Source organism: Amycolatopsis sp. cmx-4-54 (genome assembly GCF_046548895.1).
GTDB lineage: Bacteria > Actinomycetota > Actinomycetes > Mycobacteriales > Pseudonocardiaceae > Amycolatopsis.
The window spans coordinates 168,957-190,958 of sequence record NZ_JAEBEJ010000017.1; the positions used below are offsets into that span (position 1 = coordinate 168,957).

A 22,002-nucleotide genomic window follows, 5' to 3' on the forward strand; every position below is an offset into this window, starting at 1 on the left:
AGAACGGTCATGTCGAACCGTCGCCCCACCGGGGCCTTCGCCTTGCTCGCCGCGGTCGCCGGCGCGCTGGTCGCCGTCGTCCTCGGCTTTCTCACCTTCGGCGCGCAGGCCACCGTCGCGCCCGAGAGGCTGCCCATCGCCGTGGCCGCACCTCCTGGACCGCTCGAGGCGGTCGCGAAGGGGATCGCGTCCCATGGCGGAGGCCAGGTCTCGTGGCGGGTGACCTCACCCGAGCAGGGGCGGAAACTGCTGGAGGACAAGGAGGTGTACGGCGTTCTCGAACTGCCGTCGACGGTCGTGGTCTCCGGCGCGGTGAACCCGTCCGGAACGCAGATCGCGCAACAGGCGCTGACCGGTGCCGCGCAAGCGATGGGCGGGACGCCGAAGGTCGAAACGCTGCATCCCGCGAGCGCGGCGGGACGGGTCGCGCCGCTCGCGCTCAGCGCGCTGGCGTGGGTCGGCTGCCTCGCCGCGGGCGCCGTGCTGATCCTGGCCGGACGGCGGGTCGGCCGGGACGCGGGAGCCGCCGCGCGTTTCACGCAGATCGTTTCGGCGGGCGTGCTGGTCACCGGCGTGCTGGCCGGCTTCCTGAAACTGTGGGACTCCGCGCTTCCGCTCGGCTGGGACGTCCTCGGCTTCCTTTTCCTGACCTCGACCGGGTTCGCCGCCCTGCAGACCGGGCTGCTGCGGCTGCTCGGTGTCCGGGCGATGGCGATCCTCGGCCCGCTGTACCTGGTCGCGCCCGCCGTCGCGGGTCAGGTGCCGGAGCTGCTGAACCCCGTGTACCGCGCGGTGTTGTGGTCCTGGACGCCGTTCCGCTTCGCCGCGGAAGGGCTCCGGAGCCTGCTGCAGGGTGTGCCCGGCGCGCCGGACGTCACGACCGGCGTGTGGGTGCTCGCCGGACTGCTCGCGGCGGGGCTGGTACTCGCGCTGTGGCCGGGCCGCTCAGCCCTCCAGAAGGCTGAAGCGGACACGCCGGACCGGGTTGTCCAGGTTGGTGTCCACTAGGCAGACCGACTGCCAGGTGCCCAGCGTCATCACCCCGCCGAGCACCGGGATCGTCGCGAACGGCGGGAGCAGCGCGGGCAGGACGTGGTCACGGCCGTGACCCGGACTGCCGTGCTGGTGCCGCCAGCGGCCGTCGCGGGGAAGCAGTTCGTCGATGGCGGTGAGCAGGTCTTCGTCGCTGCCGGCGCCGGTCTCGAGGATCGCCAGCCCGGACGTCGCGTGCGGGACGAAGACGTGCAGGATCCCGTCCTCGGCGTCCGCGTCGCGCAGGAAGGCCTCGGCGTCCTTGGTCAGGTCGTGCACCACGGCCACGCTGCCGGTGCGCACCTCGATCTCCGTGGAATACATGCTTGTCACGGTAGTGCCCCGAAGCGTGCGACGTAGTGCCAGACGCGTTTGAGGGCTTGCTGGTCGACGCCGCGGGCTTCACCGAGGACACGCGGGTCGAGGTAGCCGTCTCGGGCCAGCGTCAGGCCGAGTTCGACGAATCCGGGACCGCGGTACTCGGGATGTCGTGCGAGTTCCTCGGTGGACAGGCGGAAACCGGGATGCCATTCAACCGGGCAGCCGACTCTCGACGCGGCCCTTTCGACGTCGGTGCCGCGGTGGCTCGGATCGAGAACGAGGGCTTCGACGTCCTTCGTGAGATCGACCGGGCCGTGGACGTGTGCCTCGATGTAGTCGTCGAGGAGATCGGCGTCGTCCTGGCCCGCCAGCGCGATCAGCGCGGAAACCCTGGTGCCGTGGCCGAAATCCGCCGGGTTCAGCACGCTGTCCGGATAGCAGAACGTCGTCCTGTCGAGGGTGTGCGCGGCCATCCGGAAATGGGCGGAGCCGAATCTCAGCGCGCCGCCGACCGCGCGGCGGCGGAAGTTCAAGGCGCCGTACTTGGGCCGTTCGGCGGCGGGCGCGTCGTCGTAGGCGCCGCCGAACATCCGGCTCTCCCAGAGCCAGCGGTCTCCGCCGGGACGCGCGGTCAGTCCTCCGTTGCTCGTCCCGGTCTCGAACTGGTTGCGGTAGAACCCGTCTTCGGCCATCGCCGCCAAGAGCGGGCGTCCGTCCACAGTGGACCTGTCCGGCTGGAAGTGCAGTGTCACCGGCAGCCTGGCCTCGTGCCCGCCACGCGCTTTCGCCGCGACGTACGCGAGTGCCCGCCGATTCATCACCCGAGTATCAGGCGTGCCGCCGGGCGAGGGCGACCAGATATCGGACCGGCTCGCCGGTCGGGTTGACGTAGGCACACGGTTTCGGGGTGTCGAGCTGGAGGCAGTCGCCGGTGTCGAGTTCGTGCTCGACGTCGCCCTCGCGGAAGCGCAGATGCCCGTCGAGTACCCAGATCTGGTGGTGGGTCAGTGCGTAGGTGTGCGCGGGGAAGGCGACCTCGGCGCCCGCGGGCAGCACGACCTCGACCAGTTCCAGCGGTCCGCCGAGCGTGGGCGAGACCGCGCGGCGCACGTACCCGGTGTCAGGGTCGGTCCACGTCGGCTGATCGGCGGCGCGCACGAGCCGTCGGTCACCGTGTTCGGCGCGCGCGATCAGCTCGGACAGCGTCATCCCGAGCGCGGCGGAAAGCCTGCTGAGCAGCACCGCCGTCGGCTGCGCCTCGCCCCGTTCGATCTTGCCGATCATCGCCCTGGACACGCCCGAGGACTCGGCGAGGGCGTTGGCCGAGAGGTTCTGGTCGAGTCTCGCGGACTGGAGCGTCGCGGCGAGCGACGCGGACAAGGGATCCGACATGCTGCTCACTATAGTGGCAGCCTCGGTTACTATCGTTGCCATGGTGATCAGGGAAGCGACGGAAGCCGACGCGGCGGCGTGCGCGGAGATCTACGCGCCGTATGTCACCGACACGGTGATCTCGTTCGAGACCGAGCCGCCCAAGCCGGACGAGATGGCCGAGCGCATCGCCAAGGCGCAGCGATCGCACGCCTGGCTCGTACTCGAAGACGACGAAGGCCGCGTCGCCGGCTACGCCTATGGAGGCCCCTTCAGCGGTCGGCCTTCCTATCGCTGGTCGTGCGAGGTCAGTATCTATCTGGAGCTCGGCCGCCGGAGGACGGGCGGCGGGCGCGCGCTCTATCAGGCGCTGCTGGACACGCTGGCGTCGCGCGGCTTCCGGAACTTCTGCGCGGGAATGGTGCTGCCGAACGACGCGAGCGCCGGGCTGCACCGCGCACTCGGCTTCGAGCCGGTGGGGACGTATCGGCGAATCGGGTACAAGCACGGGGCCTGGCGGGATGTCGCGTGGGTGCAGCTGTGCCTGCCGGAGATGGACGGAGTTCCGGTGGAACCGTCCTAAGACTCCAGATACCGCAGCACGGCGAGAACCCGTCGGTTGTCTCCTTCGGACTGGGGCAGCGCCAGCTTCCCGAAGATGCTCGACACGTACTTCTCCACGGAGCCCGCCGAAAGGAACAGCGCCGCCGCGATGGCCGAGTTCGACCGTCCCTCGGCCATCAAGCCCAGCACTTCACGCTCCCGCGGCGTCAGTCCGGCGAGCGCGTCCGTCTTCCGGGTGGCGGTGAACAGCTGGCTGACCACTTCCGGGTCGAGCACGGTCTCGCCGTCGGCCACCCGCCGGAGCGCGTCGAGGAAGTCCGACACCTCCGCGACGCGGTCCTTCAGCAGATAGCCGACACCGCCCGCGCGGTCGGCGAGGAGCTCCGTCGCGTACTGCGTCTCGACGTACTGCGAGAACAACAGGATCGCGCATCCCGGCAGTTCCGCGCGCAAGGCGATGGACGCGCGCAGCCCTTCGTCGGTGTGCGAGGGCGGCATCCGGATATCCACAATGGACACATCGGGGCGGTGTTCGCGCACCGCCGCGCACAGGCTGTCCCCGTCGGCCACGGCCGCGACGACCTCGTGCCCCCGAAGGTTCAGCAGTTCGACGAGCCCCGCCCGGAGGATTGCCGAATCCTCCGCGATCACGACGCGCACGCCGCCCCCTATTTCCGTATCGGTATTTCCGCGCTGATCACCGTAGGCCCTCCCGGCGGGCTGTCGATGTCGAGCCCGCCGTCCACCGTCGCGAGTCGCTCGGCGATCCCGGCGAGCCCTCCGCCGCGTACGGGCCGGGCCCCGCCTTCGCCGGCGTCGCGCACCACGAGCCGCAGGTCTTCGCCGACGATACCCACGTCGACCTCGATCGCGGCGGAAGTGTGCTTGGCGGCATTCGTCAGCAGCTCGGAGACGGTGAAGTAGGCGATGGTCTCGATCGACGGCGAAGGCCGGTCCGGCAGGTCCACGGTGATCCGCGCGTCGATACCCGAGCCCGCGGCCAAAGTGGACAGAGCGACGTCGAGGCCCGCGTCGAGTGCGGCGGGATGGATGCCGCGGGCGAGGTCGCGCAGCTCGATCAGAGCCTGTTTCGCGTTGGAGTGCGCGGCCGTGACCAGGGCGGTGACCTGTTCGATGTCGCCGCCGCCGTCGAGCTCGTCCTTCGCGATTCCGAGCTTCATCGCCAGCGCGACCAGCTGGGCCTGCGCGCCGTCGTGCAGGTCGCGTTCGATCCGCCGCAACCGCCGCGTCGCGTCGTCGACCGCGGTCGCGCGGCTGCGTTCGAGGTCGCGCACGCGTTTGGAGAGGTCCTCGGCGCCCAGGACTCCGCGCACCAGCAGGCGGTCGAATTCGGCGAGGCCGTGGACCACCCACGGCATCGCCAGCAGCACGGCCAGCCCGGTGAGGGCGAGCGGAAGGGTGAGGGGCCAGGTGTCGACGCGGAGGTCGAACGCCGGCATGGCCGCGCCGTTCAGGGTGAACCAGAACAGCGGATAGGTCAGCGTGCTCACGGCGTACACGAACAGGCTCGCGACCAGGAAGAACGCGATCAACGAAAGCGGCAGCCGGATCAGCAGGTAGGCGACCGACCGCCAGCCGAGCGGATCCCCGAGCCGCCCTTTGACGCCGTTCCAGAGCCCCGGCCGTGGTTCGCGCCGGGCGGGCGGGACGACCGTCGTCCCGAGCAGGACACGAGCCAGGCCGACGTGGGCGACGCCGATCAGCCGCGCTCCCGCCAGGACGCCGATCAGCACGGGCAGCCCGATCGTGAGCAGGCTCAGGCCGACGCCGAGGAGCAGCCCGGCGACGACGAGCACCACGAACGCCAGCGTCAGCGGCGCGCCGATGATCACCCACGCCAGCTCGGCCCAGTACGCGCGGCTCAGCTGTGCGCCGAGGACACGTCGAAGCAGGGCGAGGCGGGTGATCACGGCTTCAGCGTGCCGTGGCCACCCGCCTCGTGCCCATCCAGGTTTCCCTAGTCTTCGTCTCGAAGTGCGTGATCCCGACTGTGTGGATTTCGGGTCATCCAGCGGCGGCCCTAGTCTTCGCGGCTCTCGTCCGCCTGCGCCCGCTGGGACGCCTCACGCATCTCGATGACGTCCGTCAGCCAGTCGCCGGTCTCGCGGGCGATGTCCCGGATCGCGCCGGTGATGATCGTCGCGATGTTGCCGATATGGGTGGCCGCGGACTCGGTGACCTCTTGGACCACGTCCTTGGTGCTTTCGAACTGACCGACCATGTCAGACACCTTAAGCCGCTCGGAGGGTCTTGTCGCTCTCCACGGTAGCCGGTGTCCGGGGCTCACCGTTCCACGGAAGGGCCAGTTTCACGATCTTCTTGGCCACCGAGAACAGCTGCTTGTGCAGGGGGCCGGTGTTGTACGGCAGGCCGTACTTCTCGCAGATCGCCCGCACCTCGCCCGCGATCTCCGGGTAGCGGCGCGCCGGGATGTCCGGGAACAGGTGGTGCTCGATCTGGTGCGAAAGGTTCCCGGTCATGAGGTGGAAGAGCTTGCCGCCGGTGATGTTCGCCGAGCCGAGGATCTGCCGCAGGTACCACTGGCCCCGCGACTCGTTCTCGGTCTCCTCCTCGGTGAAGCTCTCGACGTCGGCGGGGAAGTGACCGCAGAAGATGATCGAGAACGCCCACAGGTTGCGGGTCAGGTTCGCGGTGGCGTTGCCGAGGAAGGTCAGCGGCGCGAGCGGCCCGGTCAGCAACGGGAACAGCACGTAGTCCTTGCCGACCTGGCGACCGGCCTTCTGGAGCATCTTCAGGCCGACCTCCTTGTTGTCCGACCACTTGCGCTCGCCCTTGACGACGCGGTCGAACTCGAGGTCGTGCAGCATGACGCCCCACTGGAAGAACAGCGCGAGCAGCGTCGCGTACACCGGGTTGCCCAGGTAGTACGGGTGCCATTTCTGCGCGGTGTCCATCCGCAGGACGCCGTAACCGATGTCGCGGTCCTTGTCGAGGATGTTCGTGTACGTGTGGTGGATGTAGTTGTGGGAGTGGCGCCAGTTCTCCGACGGCGCGACGGTGTCCCATTCGAACTTCTGCGAGCTCAGCGCCGGGTCGCGCGTCCAGTCGTACTGGCCGTGCATGACGTTGTGGCCGATCTCCATGTTGTCGAGGATCTTCGCCACCGAGAGCGCGGTCACCCCGGCGACCCACGCGGGCGGGAAGAACCCGGCGAACAGCAGCCCGCGGCCGGCGACCTCGAGCGCGCGCTGGGTCTTGATGACGTTGTGGATGTAGTCGACGTCGACCTGGCCGAGATCGGCGACGATCCGCTGCCGGATCTCGTCCAGTTCGCGGCCGAACTCCTCGACCTGGGTGGGGGTGAGCTTGTCCTGCAAGCCGGTCATCACGGGCTCCTTTCTAAGCGTTGATCTCGACGTCCCCGACCGGGACGGAGATGCAGAGCTGGATCTCTTCGTTCTCTTCGCCGGAGGTCTCGCCGGTCTTGGCGTTGCGCACACAGCCGGAGGTCTTGATCTGCGTGCAGGAGAAGCAGATGCCCATCCGGCAGCCGTGTTCCGGGCTGAGCCCCGCCTCTTCGGCCTGCTCCAGCAACGGTTTCCCGGAGTTGGCGAACTCGCGGCCGCTGCGCGCGAACCGCACCTGCCCTTCGGCGTTCTCGGTGTCGAAGGTGAGCGCCGGCGGGGTGAACTCCTCGGTGTGCAGATATGCGCCGAGACCATCGGCTTCGAACACCTCGCGGACCGAATCCATCAGCGGCTTCGGCCCGCACAGGAAGGTTTCGGCGTCGGGGTACCACGGCGCGGCCTCGGCGAGGTGCTCCTTCGAGAAGAACCCGTGCAGGTCGCCGCCGGTCTTGGCGTGAGTGAACGCGTGTACCACCCGCAACCCGGGCAGGCGCCGGGCGAGGTCGGCGAGTTCGGCGCGGTAGAGCGCGTCGTCGGCGCCGTTGGAGTAGTGCAGGAAGGCGAGATCGCCCTCGTACTTCTCGTCCGCCAGCGTGCGCAGCATCGACAGGACGGGGGTGATCCCGCTTCCGCCGCTCAGCAGCAGGATCCGCCGAGGCCTCGGTGATGGCAGGGTGAATTCACCGTCCGGAGTGGACAGTCCGAGCACCGAACCGACGGTGACCGTGCGGTTCAGATGCCGCGAGACCAGTCCCTGCGGGTCGGCCTTGATGGTCAGTTCCAGTGATCCGTCGTGCTCCGAACCGCTGGGTGAGTAGCAGCGGGTCCGGCGGACGCCGTCGATCTCGACGGTCACCCGCACGTACTGGCCCGCGACGTGTCCCCGCCAGGCCCGGCTCGGCCGGATGGTCAGCGTGACCGTGTCGGGTGTCTGCCGCCGGACGTCGGTGACCAGGCCGCGGATCTCCCGGCGGACCAGCATCGGATCGACGAGTTCGAGGTAGCGGTCCATGCCATGGGGCGTGAGCAGGGCCTCGGCCAGCGAGGCCAGCCGCCTGGCCCTGCGCGGTACCAGTGCCGTCATCACTTCTCCCAAATTCAGTGAACGCTTGTACACTGAATAGTGAAGTGGCGATACTCGCGCTTGTCAACGCGAGAGGAGGGTGATGTGACGTGGGTGATACTGCGGAGGCGATTACGCTGTCCGTCGTGACAACGGAGCCCGTTTCCCGGCAGGAGCGCAAGCAGCGCACACGGCAGGCGCTGCTGGGCGCCGCCCTGGACCTGGTGGCGGAACGAGGGTTCTCCGGGCTGAGTCTGCGCGAGGTGGCGAAGCAGGCCGGGATCGTGCCGACGGCGTTCTACCGGCATTTCGCGTCGATGGACGAGCTGGGCGTGGCGCTCGTCGAGGAGTCGATGCGCACGCTGCGCACGATGATCCGGTCGGCACGCACCAAACCGGCCGCGTACAACGACATGATCAGGATGTCCGTGCGCATCCTGCGTGAGCACGTACGCGCGCACGAGGACCACTTCCATTTCCTGACCAGGGAGCGGTACGGCGGCACGGGACCGGTCCGGCAGGCGATCGCGTTCGAGCTCAAACTCTTCGTCAGCGAACTCGCCGTCGACCTCGCGCGCTTCGACAACCTCCGCGAATGGAGCACCGAAGATCTCCACCTGCTCGCCGACCTGATCGTGACGACCATGCTCACGACGGTGCTGGAGCTGCTCGAAGCGCCTTCGCGTGACGACGGGATCGGGCGCACGGCCGAACGGCGGCTGCGGCTGATCTTTCTGGGCGTGCCGAACTGGCGCAGCGTTCCGTGATGTGGAAAGCGCTGCCATGCCTGAGTGCATCCGCGCCGGTGGCGTAGGGGTCAAGTGGGTCGTGAGTGGCGTTTCCGGTCAGGCCACGGGTGTTGGTGCCAGGTCTGGTCCGTGAAGGCCTCCTTGAGGGACCCAGAGTCCCTCAAGGAGGCCTTCACGGACTCGGTGACCGCCACGTTCGCCCCACAAACACCAGTAGTCAGGCGCTCACGATCCAAGGGCTCGACGGCGGCCCCATCGGAAGCACTGAAGCAGCCGCCCGCTCATCCACGACCACCGGGCAAACCACGTTCGGCATTCCGCTTACCGGCGGCCATGAACCCCTTATGACGTCGCGCACCTGGATCGATGGCTGGATCGATCGTGATGAGCGATGTCACGGAAAGATGCCGTCCGGATACGTTCAGCCAGGAAAGTTGTCGGCCGGGCGTGGTAAGAAGTGCGGGTTCGTGTGGTCCTCTCCAGCGAGGAGGTCGCCTGTGGCGGCAGAGAACGAGCAGCTCACGGTCGGTGTGGTCCGGGAAACCGGACAAGGCGAACGCCGTATCGCGCTGGTACCGAAACTCATCGAGCGCGTTTCCGGACGCGGACTGCGGGTGGTGGTCGAGCCCGGCGCGGGCGCCGGCGCGCTGCTCGCCGACGAGACCTTCGAGCAGGCGGGAGCGGTGATCGGCGATCCGTGGGATGCCGACATCGTGGTGAAGGTGGCGCCTCCGAGCGCCGCCGAAGTCGCGAAGCTCAAACAGGGCACCATTCTCATCGGCTTCCTGAATCCGAGGGGTGATCCCGACGGGATAGCGGCGCTCGAATCGGCGGGCGTCCGCGCCTTCGCCGTCGAGGCGATCCCGCGGATCTCCCGCGCGCAGGCGATGGACGCGTTGTCGTCGCAGAGCAGCGTCGCGGGCTATCGCGCGGTCTTGCTGGCCGCGGAGAAGCTCACCCGCTTCTTCCCGATGCTCACCACCGCCGCCGGGACGGTGCCACCGGCGAAGGTGCTCGTGCTCGGCGCCGGTGTCGCCGGGTTGCAGGCCTTGGCGACGGCGAAACGGCTCGGCGCGCAGACCACCGGATACGACGTCCGGCCGGAGGTCGGCGAGCAGGTGAAGTCGCTCGGCGCGAAATTCCTCGACCTCGGCATCGAGGCGGTCGGTGAAGGCGGGTACGCCCGCGAGCTGACCGACGAGGAAAAGGCCGAGCAGCAACGCAGGCTCACCGAGGCGATCACGAGGTTCGACGTCGTGATCACCACCGCGCTCGTCCCGGGCCGCCGGGCACCGGTCCTCGTCACCGCCGACGCGGTGAAGGGAATGCCCGCCGGCGGTGTCGTGGTCGACCTCGCCGGGGAGACCGGTGGCAACTGCGAACTGACGAAACCGGGCGAGGAGATCGTCGAGCACGACGTCACCATCTGCTCGCCGCTCAACCTCGCCGCGGAGATGCCCGCGCATTCCAGCGAGCTCTACGCGCGCAACGTCACCGAGTTGCTCGAACTGCTCGTCGACTCCGAAGGCAAGCTCGCGCTCGACTTCTCCGACGAGATCGTCGCCGGGGCCTGCGTCGCCGGAAAAGAAGAAGGGGGCGAGTGATGCTCGTAGGCAGTTTGGCGATCCTCGTACTCGCCGGATTCGTGGGTTTCACGGTCATCTCCAAGGTGCCCAACACGTTGCACACCCCGCTCATGTCGGGCACCAACGCCATCCACGGCATCGTCCTGCTCGGCGGGTTGATCGTGCTCGGCCTCGGGGTCGACGGCGTACTGAACAAGATCCTGCTGGTGATCGCGATCGCCTTCGGCACGATCAACGTGGTCGGCGGCTTCCTCGTCACCGACCGGATGCTCTCGATGTTCAAGGCGAAGAAGCCGGAAGACGGTGGTGACAAGTGACGACCTTCATCGCCGTCCTCTACATCATTTCCTTCGCGCTGTTCATCTACGGCCTCATGGGCCTGACCGGTCCGCGCACCGCGGTACGCGGCAACTGGATCGCCGCGGTCGGCATGGCCATCGCGGTGATCGCGACGTTGCTGACGCCGGGCATGAGCAACTGGCTGCTCATCGCGCTCGGCGTCGCGATCGGTGTCGTCGTCGGCGTGCCGTCCGCGCGCAAGGTGAAGATGACCGCGATGCCGCAGATGGTGGCGCTGTTCAACGGCGTCGGCGGCGGAGCGGTCGCGCTCATCGCGTGGGTCGAGTTCCGCACCACCGACGGCTACGCGCACGAGCCCGCGTATGTCGCGATCGCGTCGTTGTTCGCCGCGATCGTCGGTTCGGTGTCCTTCTGGGGATCGAACATCGCGTTCGGGAAACTGCAGGAACTCATCTCCGGCCGCCCGATCACCCTGGGCAAACTGCAGCAGCCGGTGAACGCCCTGGTGCTGATCGCCGCGATCGTCCTCGCGGTCGTCATCGCCGCCGGCGGTGACGCCGAGCTGCTGATGATCGGCCTGCTGGTCGCGGCGGGCGTGCTCGGCGTGGTGGTCGTGCTGCCGATCGGCGGCGCGGACATGCCGGTCGTCATCTCGTTGCTGAACGCGCTCACCGGATTGTCGGCCGCGGCCATGGGGCTCGCGCTCGACAACACCGCGCTGATCGTGGCGGGCATGATCGTCGGCGCCTCGGGTTCGATCCTGACGAACCTGATGGCGAAGGCGATGAACCGGTCGATCCCGGCCATCGTCGCCGGCGGGTTCGGCGGCGGCACGGCGGTCGCCGGCGGCGGATCCGGCGAGGTCCGGCCGGTCCGCAGTACCAGCGCGTCCGACACCGCGATCCAGATGGCGTACGCCAACAAGGTCGTGGTCGTGCCCGGTTACGGCATGGCCGTCGCACAGGCGCAACACGTGGTCCGTGAGATGGCGAAACTGCTGGAGGCCAAGGGGATCACGGTCGCGTACGCCATCCACCCGGTGGCGGGCCGGATGCCGGGGCACATGAACGTCCTCCTCGCCGAGGCCGACGTCCCGTACGAGCAACTCAAGGAGATGGACGAGATCAACTCCGAGTTCGCCCAGACCGACGTCGCGCTGGTGATCGGCGCGAACGACGTCACGAACCCGGCCGCGGAGACCGATCCGGGCTCGCCAATCTACGGGATGCCGATCCTCAAGGTGAACCACAGCCGGTCGGTGATCGTGCTCAAACGCGGGATGAGCTCGGGCTTCGCCGGCATCGACAACGAGCTCTTCTACGATGCGAAGACCAGCATGCTCTTCGGCGACGCCAAATCGTCGGTGGGCGAGATCGTGGAGGAACTCAAAGCACTGTGACCGGTCCCTCGGAAGTCGTCGCCTCGTTCGACGACCCGGCCGACAACCTCGCGTTCGACGAAGCCCTCCTGCGTGCCGCACCGGAGGCGCCAATCCTGTGGATCTGGCGCAACACCGACTGTGTGGTCGTGGGGCGGGGGCAGAAGATCGAACGCGAGGTCAAGGCCGACGTCTGCGCGAGCGACGGCGTCCCGGTGCTGCGCCGGGCCAGCGGTGGCGGCACCGTGTTCCACGATCCCGGCAATCTCAACATCACGCTCGTCCTGCCGGGACTCGGTTTGTCGGGGAAGTCCGTCAGACCCCTGGAAGCACTCGGGGAACTGATGACCGCGACGGTGGCCGAACTCGGGCTGCCGTCGCGGCTCGGTGATCGAGGGCTGTTCGTCGGCGACGCGAAGCTGTGCGGTTTCGCCGTGTTCCGGACGAGAACGGGCTTGCTCGCGCATTCCACGCTGCTCGTCTCGACCGCGGCGGAACGGGTCGGCCGGTACCTCACTTCGGCGCCCTCGGACCCCCGTCCGCTCGACTCCCACCGGAGCCGGGTCGCGTCGCTCGCCGAGCATGGCCTGCGCAAAGGTGTCGCCGAAGTCACGGCCGCGGTCCGCGTGGCGGCGGCCACGCAACTGGGTGAACTCACCACCCGGAAGCCCTCGGCCGAGGAGCTGGAGCGGCACCGCTCGCTCCAGCACACGCGATACCACTACCAGGAATGGCATGCCAAAGGCTCTCAGCGACCGGGCGGCTCGTGAGTGATTCGGGTCGTCAGAACGACCCGAATCACTCACGACAATAAAAGGGGCCCCCTTTGCTCGATTACGCGAAGGGGGCCCCTTTTGTATTTCGCGGAACTATTTCTCCGTGGCCGAGAAAGTGACGACGGGCACCTTGCGAGCGGCGCGCGTGGTCTTCTTCGGCTCGGTGGCCTTCTTCGCCGGAGCCTTGGCCGCGGCCTTCGGAGCGGCCTTCGGAGCGGCCTTGGCGGCCGTCGTCTTCGCGGCGGCGGCCTTCGGAGCCGCCTTCGCGGACGTCGTCTTGGTCGTGGCCTTCGGCGTCGCCTTGGCCGTGGTCTTGGCCGCGGCGGCGGTCTTCGCGCGACCGGCCGGAGCTTTGGCCGAGGTGGTTTTCGCCGCCGTGCCGCGGGCCGACTTCGCCTTGGCGGCAGTGGCTTTCGCCGTGGTCTTCGCCGGAGCCTTGGCCTCCGCCTTGGCGGCGGTGGTCTTCGCGGCGGCGGTCTTGGGAGCGGCCTTGGCGGCGGCGGGCTTGCGGCCGGCGACACCCTTCGCGGCGGGCTTGCGGCCCGGCTTCGCGGCCGTCTTCGACTCGGCCTTCGCGGCGGTGGCCGCGGTCTTCGGGGTCGACTTGGCCACGCGCGCGCCCTTGGGCCGCTGCACCACCCGCGGCCGCAGTTTGCGTCCGCCGATCCGTCGGCCATTCGCCACATAGGCACGCAGGATATCCCGGAGTGCGGTGGCGTTGTCGGCCGAAAGGTCGATGTCGTAAGCGATTCCGTCCAAACCGAAAGCGACCGTTTCTTCGGCCGCCTCGCCGGTCAGATCATCCAGCAAATGCACAGCAGTGTTCCTGGCCATGAAAAACCTCCCGCGCTCGATCGTTCTACTGCGTAACCGGCACGGCGAAACCTGACCCGCGGCTATGACTCACGCAGCGACACGAGGATAGCGGCAGGTTGCGCGAAGCTGCGCGGTGGTGTGCGCTGAATGCATGTCAGCACAGGATTTTGACGTGATCGTGATCGGAGGCGGCCCGGTCGGCGAGGTCGCCGCCGAACGGGCAGCGCGGGGCGGCCTCCGGGTCGCGCTCGTCGAACACGAACGCTTCGGCGGCGAATGTTCTTACTGGGCCTGCATTCCGAGCAAGGCGCTGCTGCGGCCGGGGAACCTCCTCGCCGCCGCCAAGCGGGTTCCCGGCGTCCCGGTTGGCGACGCGGTCGACCCGGCCGAGGTGTTCGCGCGCCGGGACTGGTTCACCGGCAAGGGAGACGACACCGGACAGGTCAAGTGGGCGGAAGGCGTCGGGATCGTCCCGATCCGCGGCCACGGAAGGATCACCGGTGAGCGGGAGATCACGGTCGACGGCGGTGACGTGCTGACCGCGCGGCACGCCGTGATCGTCGCCACGGGCAGCGTCCCGCGGACGCCGCCGATCCCCGGGCTGGACACCGTTTCGCCGTGGGGTTCGCGTGAGGCGACTTCGGCGGAGAAGGTTCCGGGCCGCCTCGGCGTACTGGGCGGCGGTGTCGTCGGAGTCGAAATGGCGCAGGCCTTCGCCACGCTCGGCGCCGAAGTCCACCTGATCATCTCGGGCGAACGTCCGTTGCCTCGGCTGCTGGAGTTCGCCGGCGACGCCGTCATCGCGGGTCTCCGCGAAGCCGGGGTCACCGTGCACACGGGCTCCGGCCTCGACTCCGTGTCCGCTGTGGACGGTGGTAAGGAATTGGCCCTGAAAGGTGGTGAGCGGTTGGTCGTCGACGAATTGCTCGTCGCCACCGGCCGCCGCCCGGCGACCGACGGACTCGGCGTCGAGACACTGGGGCTCGAGGCGGGCGCGCCGCTCACGACGGACGACAACGGCCGGGTGTCCGCTGTGGACGGTGACTGGCTGTTCGCCGTCGGCGACGTCACCGGCCGGGCGCCCCTGACCCATCAGGGCAAATACGCGGCAAGGGCCGCGGGCGACGTGGTGGCCGCGCAGGCCGCGGGCAAGCCCGTCGATTCCGCCGCGTGGAGCGCGCACAGCGCCACGGCCGATCACCACGCCATCCCGCAGGTCGTGTTCACCGACCCGGAGGTCGCTTCGGTCGGGCTCGCCGGGCCGGAGGAGGGCAAGCCGCACCGCGTCGTCGACATCGACATCGCGGTGGCCGGTTCGTCACTGCACGCGGACGGTTACGCGGGCAAGGCGCGGATCGTCGTCGACACCGAACGCGGGGTCCTTCTCGGCGCGACCTTCGTCGGGCAGGACGTGGCGGAACTGCTGCACGCGGCGACGATCGCGATCGTCGGCGAAGTCCCGCTGTCGAGGCTGTGGCACGCGGTGCCTTCGTTCCCGACGATCAGCGAGGTGTGGCTCCGCCTGCTGGAGGCATACGGCCTCTAGCCCTGCACAGGCAGTTCGAGCGCGGCCTTCGCGCCGCGAACGAGGCCGGGGTCGTCCGGGGTGGACGGTCCCGGCACCCACACCACCTGGACCAGCCGGACCGACTTCCCGTCCAGGCCGCTCTGGTAGGCGGCGCTCTCGAACACCGGGACTTCGCTCTGCCACTGGTTGGTCTCGGTGGCGAGGTCGAGGATGCCGCCCCCGCCGGGGGTGTCGGCGGTGGCCTTGAACGCGGTCGCCTGCTCGGTGTCCGGGAATTCCACGACGGCGATCGTCACCGCGGCGGCCCGGCCGTCGATGGAGCCGGCGAAGCTGGCCCGTTTCACTCCCGCGCAACTCGTCTGCTGAAGGCTCGCCTGGACGTCGCCGTACGCGTGCGACGCGCACTTCTGATCCGCGGCGGACGCCCGCGACGTGAACTGGATGCTCTCCACCTGGCTGCTGCTCGGCGGTGGCGGACTGGTCGCCGGGGTCGGCGGCGGCGGTGGGGTCTGCGTGGAGGCGGTGTCGTCGCCGCCGGAAGCGACGCTGATGGCCGCGACCAGCAGCACGATGAGCAGGCCGATCGCGGCGACCGGGAGCCATTTCACCGTCTTTGACTGGTGCGACTTCTCCGGGCCGGGCTCGGCGGGAGCGGCCGGTGGCGGGGGAACCGGCTTCACGGCGACGGCCTGCTGAACAGGCGGAGAGGCGGCCGACTTCGCGGGCTTCTTCCCCGGATGCTGCACCGGAACCGTCGGCGCGATCGCGACGAGCGGGTTCTCGCGGATCACCGTCGGCTCGTCGTCGGAGTAGGCGCTGAACCCCTCCCCGAGCAACACCTCCTCGGGCATCGGCGGCGCGTCCGGGGCGAGCGCGGCGATCAGCTCCCGCGCCTGCTGGACCGAGCGGGGACGGGGCGCGGTGGCCAGAGAGGTCGTCGCGGCGAGCATCGTCGTCGCCGTCGGGTAGAGGACGCGGACCGGGCCGGCGAGATCCGCGGCGGGCTGGTCGACCGTCTCCACATACGGCCCGACGGCGAGGATCGTGCCGATCGGCCCGGCGCCGGGGGCGACGTCCGCGATCTTGTGGGTGCACGCGGCGGACAGGGAGAGCGCGTCCGTGGCCGGGTTGATCGAGGTGTCACCGTGGACCAGCGGCCAGCCGTCGGCCTTCCACGGTCCGCCGAGCGGGGCTTCGAGTTTCAGCGCCGGATCCGGCAGGTCGACGCCGATGACGATGAGGACACCCTTCGGCATGACCACGACGGCTTCGACGGGCCTGCCGTCGACCGGGCTGGCGCCGACCAGGGCGACCCCGCCGACGACGTTGCTGCCCCGGCCGAGTGAAGCCAGCGCGGCGCGGACGTCCTCGGCCACCCGGGACGGCTGCTGAGCGAGGCGAACGAGTCGCACGAACCCTCCCCATCTCGTCGGTCTCGGTGCACAAACTAGCGCCTCCATCCGGAGCAACGGGAAGACACGTCGCAGGTAGACGAGGTGATGTTGCTCCGAAAAGTTGTTATGCACGTGAGCGCCGTCACCCTTCCGGGTGCTACTCGTTGGTAGGTGACAGTTCCCTGCCCCCTGTCACCAGGAGAAACACCATGGCCGCATTTCGCCACTGGCGTCGACGTGCAGCGCTCGTTGTCGCCCTGCTAGCCGTCCCGGCCGCGGGGACGGTTCCCGCGCAGGCCGCAGGACCACTCGCACCCGTCGCTCCCGGACTCTCCCGCCTGCTCTCGACCGTGACCGGCGCCACCGGGGTGACCGCGCTCGTGCACGCCGACGACATCGCCAGCGCCGAACGCGCCGCCCGCGCGGCCGGCCTCGAGAAGATCACCTCGTTCGGGAAAATCGGCGTCGTCGCCGTCCGGGGCACGGTGGACCAGGTGCGCGCGGTCCGCGGGGCCGCCGGGGTCACCTACGTCGAAGGCAACGAGAAGCTCAAGGCGCACGGCAGCGCCGGCACCACGGCGACGCGAAGCCTCCAGACGCAGGCACAGCTCAAGGACGCGGGCGGCGCTCCCGTGGACGGCAGGGGCGTCTCGGTCGCGATCATCGACACCGGCGTCGACCCGACGCATCCGGCCTTCAAGGGCGCCGACGGCAGGACACGGGTGGTGCGCAACCTCAAGAGCCTCTGCCTGGACGGCACCGCCACGAACTGCATCGTCGACGTCCCGACCTCTGTCGACACCGACACACTGTCGCTGGGCGGCCACGGCACGCACGTCACCGGCATCGCCGCCGGGAACCAGCTGACCTTGACCGACGGCACCAAGGTCGGCGGCTCGGCGCCGGGCTCGAAGATCGTTTCGGTCTCGACCGGGGCCGCGCTGCTCGTGCTCGGCACGGACGCGGCGCTGAACTGGGTGCTGGAAAACCACAAGGCGCCCTGTGGCGCGGGCGTCGCGGCGTCGGTGTGCCCGCCGATCAAGGTGACCAACAACTCCTACGGCCCCAGCGGCGGCGGCACCTTCGACCCGAACTCGGCGACGGTGAAACTGCAGCGCGCTCTCGCCGCGGAAGGCGTCGTCACGGTGTGGGCGAACGGGAACGACGGCGGCGACGGTTCGGCGAACCTCTCCAACCCGCCGGGACAGGACCAGACGCCGGGCGTGCTTTCCGCGGCGTCGTTCAACGACCAGGGCACCGGCACCCGCGACGGCACGGTCTCCGACTTCTCCTCGCGTGGTCTCAAGACCGACCAGGCGAGCTGGCCCGACGTTTCCGCGCCGGGGGAGAACATCCTTTCGGCGTGCCGTCCGACGCAGCCGATCTGCACGCAGGGACTGCAGCCCAAGAACGGTCCTGGACTCCTGGACCTCGGCACCTACAACGTGATCAGCGGGACTTCGATGGCGGCGCCGCAGATCGCCGGCATCGTCGCGCAGCTGTTCCAGGTCGCGCCGAACGCGAGCCCGGGTGACATCGAGGCCGCGATCAAGGGCACGGCGTACAAGTTCGCCAATGGCTCGCCGTACGTGGCGGCGGGCCCGTACACGTCGAGCTTCGACAAGGGCGCCGGCCTGGTGGACACCTTCGCCGCGGCGAAGTCCCTCGGCGCTCAGGGTTAACCCGAGCCGCTTACCGGTGACGGCCGAAGGGATCCCTCAAGCGGGTGGTCGAGTCGGCAGTAGTACATGAAGGACCCCTTCCTTGCGCCTGGCGCAAGGAAGGGGTCCTTCATGTACTGGGGAAGGTGTGAAGGTCCTGTATGTAGTGAAGGCCTTCACGGACTTACCGGCACGTGCCCGCGTCGAGGTGGCGGCGTCCCGAACGCGAGTCGTGCGTCCCAATCAGGTGCGACTTGTGGTGTTCATGTGGCCAAACAGCACAGTTGGGGTGCACAATGTGCTCACGCGTACCGGGAGGCGGCACGAGCCACCTGACCAGCGCAGCTCGCGAGGTCGTAGGGGAAGACGCCCCTCGTCGAGTAGCGGAGGTCAGCAGTGAGCACCCGTGGCAACACCCGTGGCGTGGTGTACGTCCACTCGTCGCCGTCTGCGGTGTGTCCGCACGTCGAGTGGGCCATTTCGGGCACCCTGGGTGCCCGAGTCGAGCTGAAGTGGACGGCGCAGCCCGCCAGTCCAGGACAGCTCCGCGCCGAATGTGGTTGGCGTGCGCCTTCGGGCACCGGCGGAAAGCTGGCGTCCGCGCTCAAGGCGTGGCCGATGATCCGGTTCGAAGTCACCGAAGAGCCCAGTGCGGGGGTCGACGGGGAGAGGTTCTGTTTCGCTCCGGGCCTCGGCCTGTGGCACGGCAGGACCAGTGCCAACGGCGACATCGTCGTGGGCGAAGACCAGTTGCGTGCCCTGGTGAGCAAGGTTCGCACCGGCGAATCGCTGGCGCACAAGCTCGACGAGCTCCTCGCCGCCAATTGGGACGAAGCGCTCGAACCGTACCGGCACGCCGGTGACGGCGCCCCGGTCACCTGGCTGCACCAAGTCGGGTAGACGCCGGTGAAGACGGAGGAGGCGGGCGGCTAACCTTTCAGGGTGACCGCCCAGCCTCGCCCCCTCTCTCGCCAGCGGTGGCTGATCCCCGTTCTCGTGGTCGTGATCTCCTTGACCGTCGCCGTGGGGTTGCTGGCACGTGATCTCTACACGCGCCCGGAGGCCGTGCCCACCGAGCCGGTCGTGAGCGAGTCGCCGACGTCCGTCGCCCCGGAGCAGCAGCCCGGTTCACCCGTCGTCGAGGTGACGCCGGACGTCTTCGCGCATCCGCAGTACCAAAGCGTCCGGCAGGTGCTGCAGGGGTATTTCGACTCCATCAACTACCGCGACTATCCGAAGTGGACATCGGTGGTCAGCCGTGAGCGGGCCAAGACCAAGACCGCGGCGGAGTGGAAAAAGGACTATCAGTCCACTCGGGACGGCAGCATCCTCGTCTACCGCGTCGAGCCGAGCACGCCGATCACGCTCCGGGTGCTCGTCGCCTTCACCAGTACGCAGGACGTCGAAGACGCGCCGCTGTACCTGCCGGAGGGGTGCATCCGCTGGCGGCTGGTGCTGCCACTGCGGCTGGAGAGCGGATCGTGGCGCGTCGACACGACCGACGGCGGGACCAACCCCGAACACGAAAGATGCTGAAGTAAGGGGCGACATCGTCCCCGAGGCTGACGCGGGTGGGAGCCGGGCGGAATAGAGTCGCGGGCATGGCAATTGATCAGCCGGCCCTGCTGACCGACGCCTCGAGGGGGCTCACCAGCGAAGAGGTCGCCCAGCGGGTGGCCGCGGGCCAGACCAACACGGTCTCGACGAAGACCAGCCGGACGACCGGCGAAATCATCCGCGCGAACGTCTTCACCCGGATCAACGCGATCTACGGCGTGCTGTTCGTGCTCATCCTGTCGACGGGGTATTTCATCGACGGGTTGTTCGGCGGGCTGATCATCGTCAACAGCGCGGTCGGCATCATCCAGGAACTCCGGGCGAAACGGACACTGGAACGGCTCGCGATCGTCGGGCAGGCGAAGCCGACGGTCCGCCGTGACGGTCAGAGCACCGAAATCGCCCCGGAAGACGTCGTACTCGGGGACATCGTCGAGCTGGGGCCGGGCGACAAGATCGTCGTCGACGGCCCGGCGCTGACGGCCGACGCGCTGGAGGTCGACGAATCACTGCTGACCGGTGAATCCGATCCGGTGGTCAAGCAGCCCGGTGACAAGGTGCTGTCCGGCAGCTTCGTCGTCGCGGGCAGCGGCACCTATCGCGCGGACATCATCGGTGACGAGTCCTATGCGGCGAAACTGGCCGCGGAGGCCAGCAAGTTCACCCTGGTGAAGTCGGAACTGCGCCAGGGCATCGACAAGATCCTCAAGTTCATCACGTACCTCCTCATCCCGGCGGGCGCGCTGACGATCTACAACCAGCTCGCGGGCGACCAGGCGTGGCCGGACGCGCTGCGCGGCATGGTCGCGGCGCTCGTGCCGATGGTGCCCGAGGGCCTGGTGCTGATGACCAGTGTCGCGCTGGCGGTCGGCGTCATCCGGCTGGGCAAACGCCAGTGCCTGGTGCAGGAACTCCCGGCGATCGAGGGCCTCGCCAGGGTCGACGTGGTGTGCGCGGACAAGACCGGCACGCTCACCGAGAACGCGATGCGGCTTTCCGAGGTCCGGGAGATCACGCCGGGCCATCCGGTGGACGCCGTGCTCGCCGCCCTGGCCGCCGCCGATCCGCGCCCGAACGCGAGCCTTCAGGCGATCGCGGAGGCGCACCGGACCGATCCGGGCTGGCGGGTCTCCACGACCATGCCGTTCTCCTCGGCGCGCAAATGGAGTGGTGCTTCGTTCGGCCCCGACGGCGACTGGGTGCTCGGCGCGGCCGACGTCCTGCTGCCCGAGGGTGAGCACCGGGCGGAGGCCGAGAAGATCGGTTCGCGCGGTTTGCGGGTCCTGCTGCTGGGCCGTGCCGAGCGGGCCGTCGACGCGGCCGAAGGGCCCGGCGAGATCGAACCGGTCGCGCTGGTGGTGCTGGAACAGAAGGTCCGCCCGGACGCGAAGGACACGCTGGACTTCTTCGCGCACCAGGACGTCGCGGTCAAGGTCATCTCCGGCGACAACGCCATTTCGGTGGGCGCCGTCGCGAGCACCCTGGACCTGCCGGGCGCGGACAAGCCCGTCGACGCGCGGAAGCTGCCGGACGACGCGGAGAAGCTGGCCGACACCGTCGAGGATGGCGCCGTCTTCGGCCGCGTGACCCCGTTGCAGAAACGCGCGATGGTCGGTGCCCTGCAGTCGAAGGGGCACACCGTCGCGATGACCGGCGACGGCGTGAACGACGTCCTAGCGCTGAAGGACGCGGACATCGGCGTCGCCATGGGCGCCGGCAGCCCGGCCACCCGCGCGGTGGCGCAGATCGTGCTGCTGGACGACAAGTTCGCCACCCTGCCGCACGTCGTCGCCGAGGGGCGGCGGGTGATCGGCAACATCGAACGCGTCTCGAACCTGTTCCTCACCAAGACGGTCTACTCGGTGCTGCTGGCCTTGATGGTCGGCATCGCGCAGGTGCCGTTCCCGTTCCTGCCGCGGCACATCACGATCACCGCGTGGTTCACGATCGGCCTGCCCGCCTTCGTGCTCTCGCTGGCGCCGAACAACGAACGCGCCCGCACCGGTTTCGTCGGGCGGGTGATGCGGATGGCCGTGCCGGCCGGGCTGGTCATCGCCACCGCGACATTCGTGAGCTACCTGCTGGTGTACAAGGGATCCGGACAGTCCGAAGTGGACAAGATCCAGGCGGGGACGACCGCGCTCATCACGCTCATCACGATCGCGCTCTGGGTGCTCGGGATCGTCGCGCGGCCGTACCGGTGGTGGAAGATCCTGCTGATCGGCGGGATGGTCGTGCTGACGCTCGCGTTGTTCCTGATCCCGTTCACACAGAAGTTCTTCGCGCTGGACCCGAGCGTGAGCGCGTACACGCTGTCGGCGTTCGTCTGTGCCGGAGTGGGGATCGTGCTGGTGGAGGCCGCCTGGTGGATCGGGCGCCATCTGGTCAAGCGACAGGAAGCCTGACCCTTGCCCTTTCACGCTGGGCAAAGAGCGTGATGCGAAAGCCACTTTCGCAACCTTCAACGTTGCGAAAGTGGCTTTCGCAACACCGCGTTCGCCCGGCGACCGATCTGTG

At 68.8% G+C, this 22,002-nt stretch carries 22 protein-coding genes; 12 read left to right on the top strand and 10 right to left on the bottom strand.

All coding sequences use genetic code 11. From position 1 onward, the window contains the following. Positions 1 to 9: 9 nt before the first annotated feature. Complete coding sequence (locus tag ACLJQ7_RS38775; RefSeq protein ID WP_410653172.1) at positions 10 to 1,008, top strand: ABC transporter permease; 999 nt, start codon at positions 10 to 12, stop codon at positions 1,006 to 1,008. Here the strand turns inward: ACLJQ7_RS38775 and ACLJQ7_RS38780 are convergent. Genes ACLJQ7_RS38780 through ACLJQ7_RS38790 form a run of 3 tightly spaced genes read right to left on the bottom strand, consistent with a single transcriptional unit; the run spans position 946 to position 2,745 of the window. Continuing rightward, positions 946 to 1,356 (bottom strand): secondary thiamine-phosphate synthase enzyme YjbQ, encoded by a 411-nt coding sequence (locus tag ACLJQ7_RS38780; protein WP_034311078.1) that lies wholly within the window; start codon positions 1,354 to 1,356, stop codon positions 946 to 948. The two genes, ACLJQ7_RS38775 and ACLJQ7_RS38780, sit on opposite strands and share 63 nt — an antisense overlap. Positions 1,357 to 1,361: 5 nt before the next feature. Then, on the bottom strand, positions 1,362 to 2,171 hold the full coding sequence (locus ACLJQ7_RS38785; RefSeq protein ID WP_410653173.1) for a DUF3626 domain-containing protein: 810 nt from the start codon (positions 2,169 to 2,171) through the stop codon (positions 1,362 to 1,364). A 10-nt stretch (positions 2,172 to 2,181) separates the two neighbouring features. Continuing rightward, complete coding sequence (locus ACLJQ7_RS38790) at positions 2,182 to 2,745, bottom strand: helix-turn-helix domain-containing protein (RefSeq protein WP_410653174.1); 564 nt, start codon at positions 2,743 to 2,745, stop codon at positions 2,182 to 2,184. Between the two features lie 40 nt (positions 2,746 to 2,785). Here ACLJQ7_RS38790 and ACLJQ7_RS38795 point away from each other — a divergent pair, with 40 nt between their 5' ends. Further along, positions 2,786 to 3,307 carry a GNAT family N-acetyltransferase gene (locus ACLJQ7_RS38795; protein WP_410653175.1) on the top strand — a complete coding sequence of 174 codons (522 nt, stop codon included), beginning with the start codon at positions 2,786 to 2,788 and terminating at the stop codon, positions 3,305 to 3,307. Here the strand turns inward: ACLJQ7_RS38795 and ACLJQ7_RS38800 are convergent. The 5 genes from ACLJQ7_RS38800 to ACLJQ7_RS38820 form a co-directional block, all read right to left on the bottom strand. Next, entirely contained in the window at positions 3,304 to 3,948 is a 645-nt protein-coding gene (locus ACLJQ7_RS38800) for a response regulator transcription factor (protein WP_340687413.1), read from the bottom strand. The two genes, ACLJQ7_RS38795 and ACLJQ7_RS38800, sit on opposite strands and share 4 nt — an antisense overlap. Positions 3,949 to 3,956: 8 nt before the next feature. Further along, positions 3,957 to 5,219, bottom strand: coding sequence for a sensor histidine kinase (locus ACLJQ7_RS38805; protein ID WP_410653176.1), 1,263 nt, complete (start codon positions 5,217 to 5,219; stop codon positions 3,957 to 3,959). A 110-nt stretch (positions 5,220 to 5,329) separates the two neighbouring features. Beyond that, complete coding sequence (locus ACLJQ7_RS38810; protein WP_340687415.1) at positions 5,330 to 5,530, bottom strand: hypothetical protein; 201 nt, start codon at positions 5,528 to 5,530, stop codon at positions 5,330 to 5,332. A gap of 10 nt (positions 5,531 to 5,540) precedes the next feature. Then, positions 5,541 to 6,656 carry a fatty acid desaturase family protein gene (locus tag ACLJQ7_RS38815; RefSeq protein ID WP_410653177.1) on the bottom strand — a complete coding sequence of 372 codons (1,116 nt, stop codon included), beginning with the start codon at positions 6,654 to 6,656 and terminating at the stop codon, positions 5,541 to 5,543. 13 nt (positions 6,657 to 6,669) lie between these two features. After that, positions 6,670 to 7,761 (bottom strand): ferredoxin reductase, encoded by a 1,092-nt coding sequence (locus ACLJQ7_RS38820; protein ID WP_410653178.1) that lies wholly within the window; start codon positions 7,759 to 7,761, stop codon positions 6,670 to 6,672. Between the two features lie 89 nt (positions 7,762 to 7,850). On the opposite strand from ACLJQ7_RS38820, the gene ACLJQ7_RS38825 reads away from it, so the two are divergent. From ACLJQ7_RS38825 to ACLJQ7_RS38845, 5 genes are all read left to right on the top strand, one after another. After that, a complete protein-coding gene (locus ACLJQ7_RS38825; RefSeq protein ID WP_410653180.1) occupies positions 7,851 to 8,507 on the top strand; it encodes a TetR family transcriptional regulator in 657 nt (218 codons plus the stop codon). 479 nt (positions 8,508 to 8,986) lie between these two features. Further along, positions 8,987 to 10,093, top strand: a complete 1,107-nt coding sequence (locus tag ACLJQ7_RS38830; RefSeq protein ID WP_410653181.1) for a Re/Si-specific NAD(P)(+) transhydrogenase subunit alpha — start codon at positions 8,987 to 8,989, stop codon at positions 10,091 to 10,093. Next, positions 10,093 to 10,392, top strand: a complete 300-nt coding sequence (locus ACLJQ7_RS38835; RefSeq protein ID WP_007032801.1) for an NAD(P) transhydrogenase subunit alpha — start codon at positions 10,093 to 10,095, stop codon at positions 10,390 to 10,392. The genes ACLJQ7_RS38830 and ACLJQ7_RS38835 overlap by 1 nt, the downstream gene beginning before the upstream one ends. After that, positions 10,389 to 11,774, top strand: coding sequence for an NAD(P)(+) transhydrogenase (Re/Si-specific) subunit beta (locus ACLJQ7_RS38840; protein WP_410653182.1), 1,386 nt, complete (start codon positions 10,389 to 10,391; stop codon positions 11,772 to 11,774). The genes ACLJQ7_RS38835 and ACLJQ7_RS38840 overlap by 4 nt, the downstream gene beginning before the upstream one ends. Further along, positions 11,771 to 12,523, top strand: coding sequence for a biotin/lipoate A/B protein ligase family protein (locus ACLJQ7_RS38845; protein WP_410653183.1), 753 nt, complete (start codon positions 11,771 to 11,773; stop codon positions 12,521 to 12,523). The genes ACLJQ7_RS38840 and ACLJQ7_RS38845 overlap by 4 nt, the downstream gene beginning before the upstream one ends. Before the next feature lie 99 nt (positions 12,524 to 12,622). Here ACLJQ7_RS38845 and ACLJQ7_RS38850 read toward each other — a convergent pair whose 3' ends face one another. After that, complete coding sequence (locus tag ACLJQ7_RS38850) at positions 12,623 to 13,363, bottom strand: histone-like nucleoid-structuring protein Lsr2 (protein ID WP_410653184.1); 741 nt, start codon at positions 13,361 to 13,363, stop codon at positions 12,623 to 12,625. A 154-nt stretch (positions 13,364 to 13,517) separates the two neighbouring features. Here ACLJQ7_RS38850 and ACLJQ7_RS38855 point away from each other — a divergent pair, with 154 nt between their 5' ends. Further along, positions 13,518 to 14,891: a dihydrolipoyl dehydrogenase family protein gene (locus tag ACLJQ7_RS38855; RefSeq protein WP_410653185.1), complete on the top strand. Its 1,374-nt coding sequence runs from the start codon at positions 13,518 to 13,520 to the stop codon at positions 14,889 to 14,891. Here ACLJQ7_RS38855 and ACLJQ7_RS38860 read toward each other — a convergent pair. After that, positions 14,888 to 16,285, bottom strand: coding sequence for a hypothetical protein (locus ACLJQ7_RS38860; protein ID WP_410653186.1), 1,398 nt, complete (start codon positions 16,283 to 16,285; stop codon positions 14,888 to 14,890). The genes ACLJQ7_RS38855 and ACLJQ7_RS38860 overlap by 4 nt on opposite strands. 191 nt (positions 16,286 to 16,476) lie before the next feature. Between ACLJQ7_RS38860 and ACLJQ7_RS38865 the strand changes: the two genes are divergently transcribed. The 4 genes from ACLJQ7_RS38865 to ACLJQ7_RS38880 all read left to right on the top strand — a co-directional run bounded on the left by ACLJQ7_RS38865 (position 16,477) and on the right by ACLJQ7_RS38880 (position 21,890). Further along, complete coding sequence (locus ACLJQ7_RS38865; protein WP_410653187.1) at positions 16,477 to 17,949, top strand: S8 family serine peptidase; 1,473 nt, start codon at positions 16,477 to 16,479, stop codon at positions 17,947 to 17,949. A 375-nt stretch (positions 17,950 to 18,324) separates the two neighbouring features. Then, positions 18,325 to 18,828, top strand: coding sequence for a DUF3145 domain-containing protein (locus ACLJQ7_RS38870; protein ID WP_091599164.1), 504 nt, complete (start codon positions 18,325 to 18,327; stop codon positions 18,826 to 18,828). 42 nt (positions 18,829 to 18,870) lie between these two features. Then, positions 18,871 to 19,464: a hypothetical protein gene (locus tag ACLJQ7_RS38875; RefSeq protein WP_410653188.1), complete on the top strand. Its 594-nt coding sequence runs from the start codon at positions 18,871 to 18,873 to the stop codon at positions 19,462 to 19,464. 65 nt (positions 19,465 to 19,529) lie between these two features. After that, a complete protein-coding gene (locus tag ACLJQ7_RS38880; RefSeq protein ID WP_410653189.1) occupies positions 19,530 to 21,890 on the top strand; it encodes a cation-translocating P-type ATPase in 2,361 nt (786 codons plus the stop codon). Positions 21,891 to 22,002: the final 112 nt, after the last annotated feature.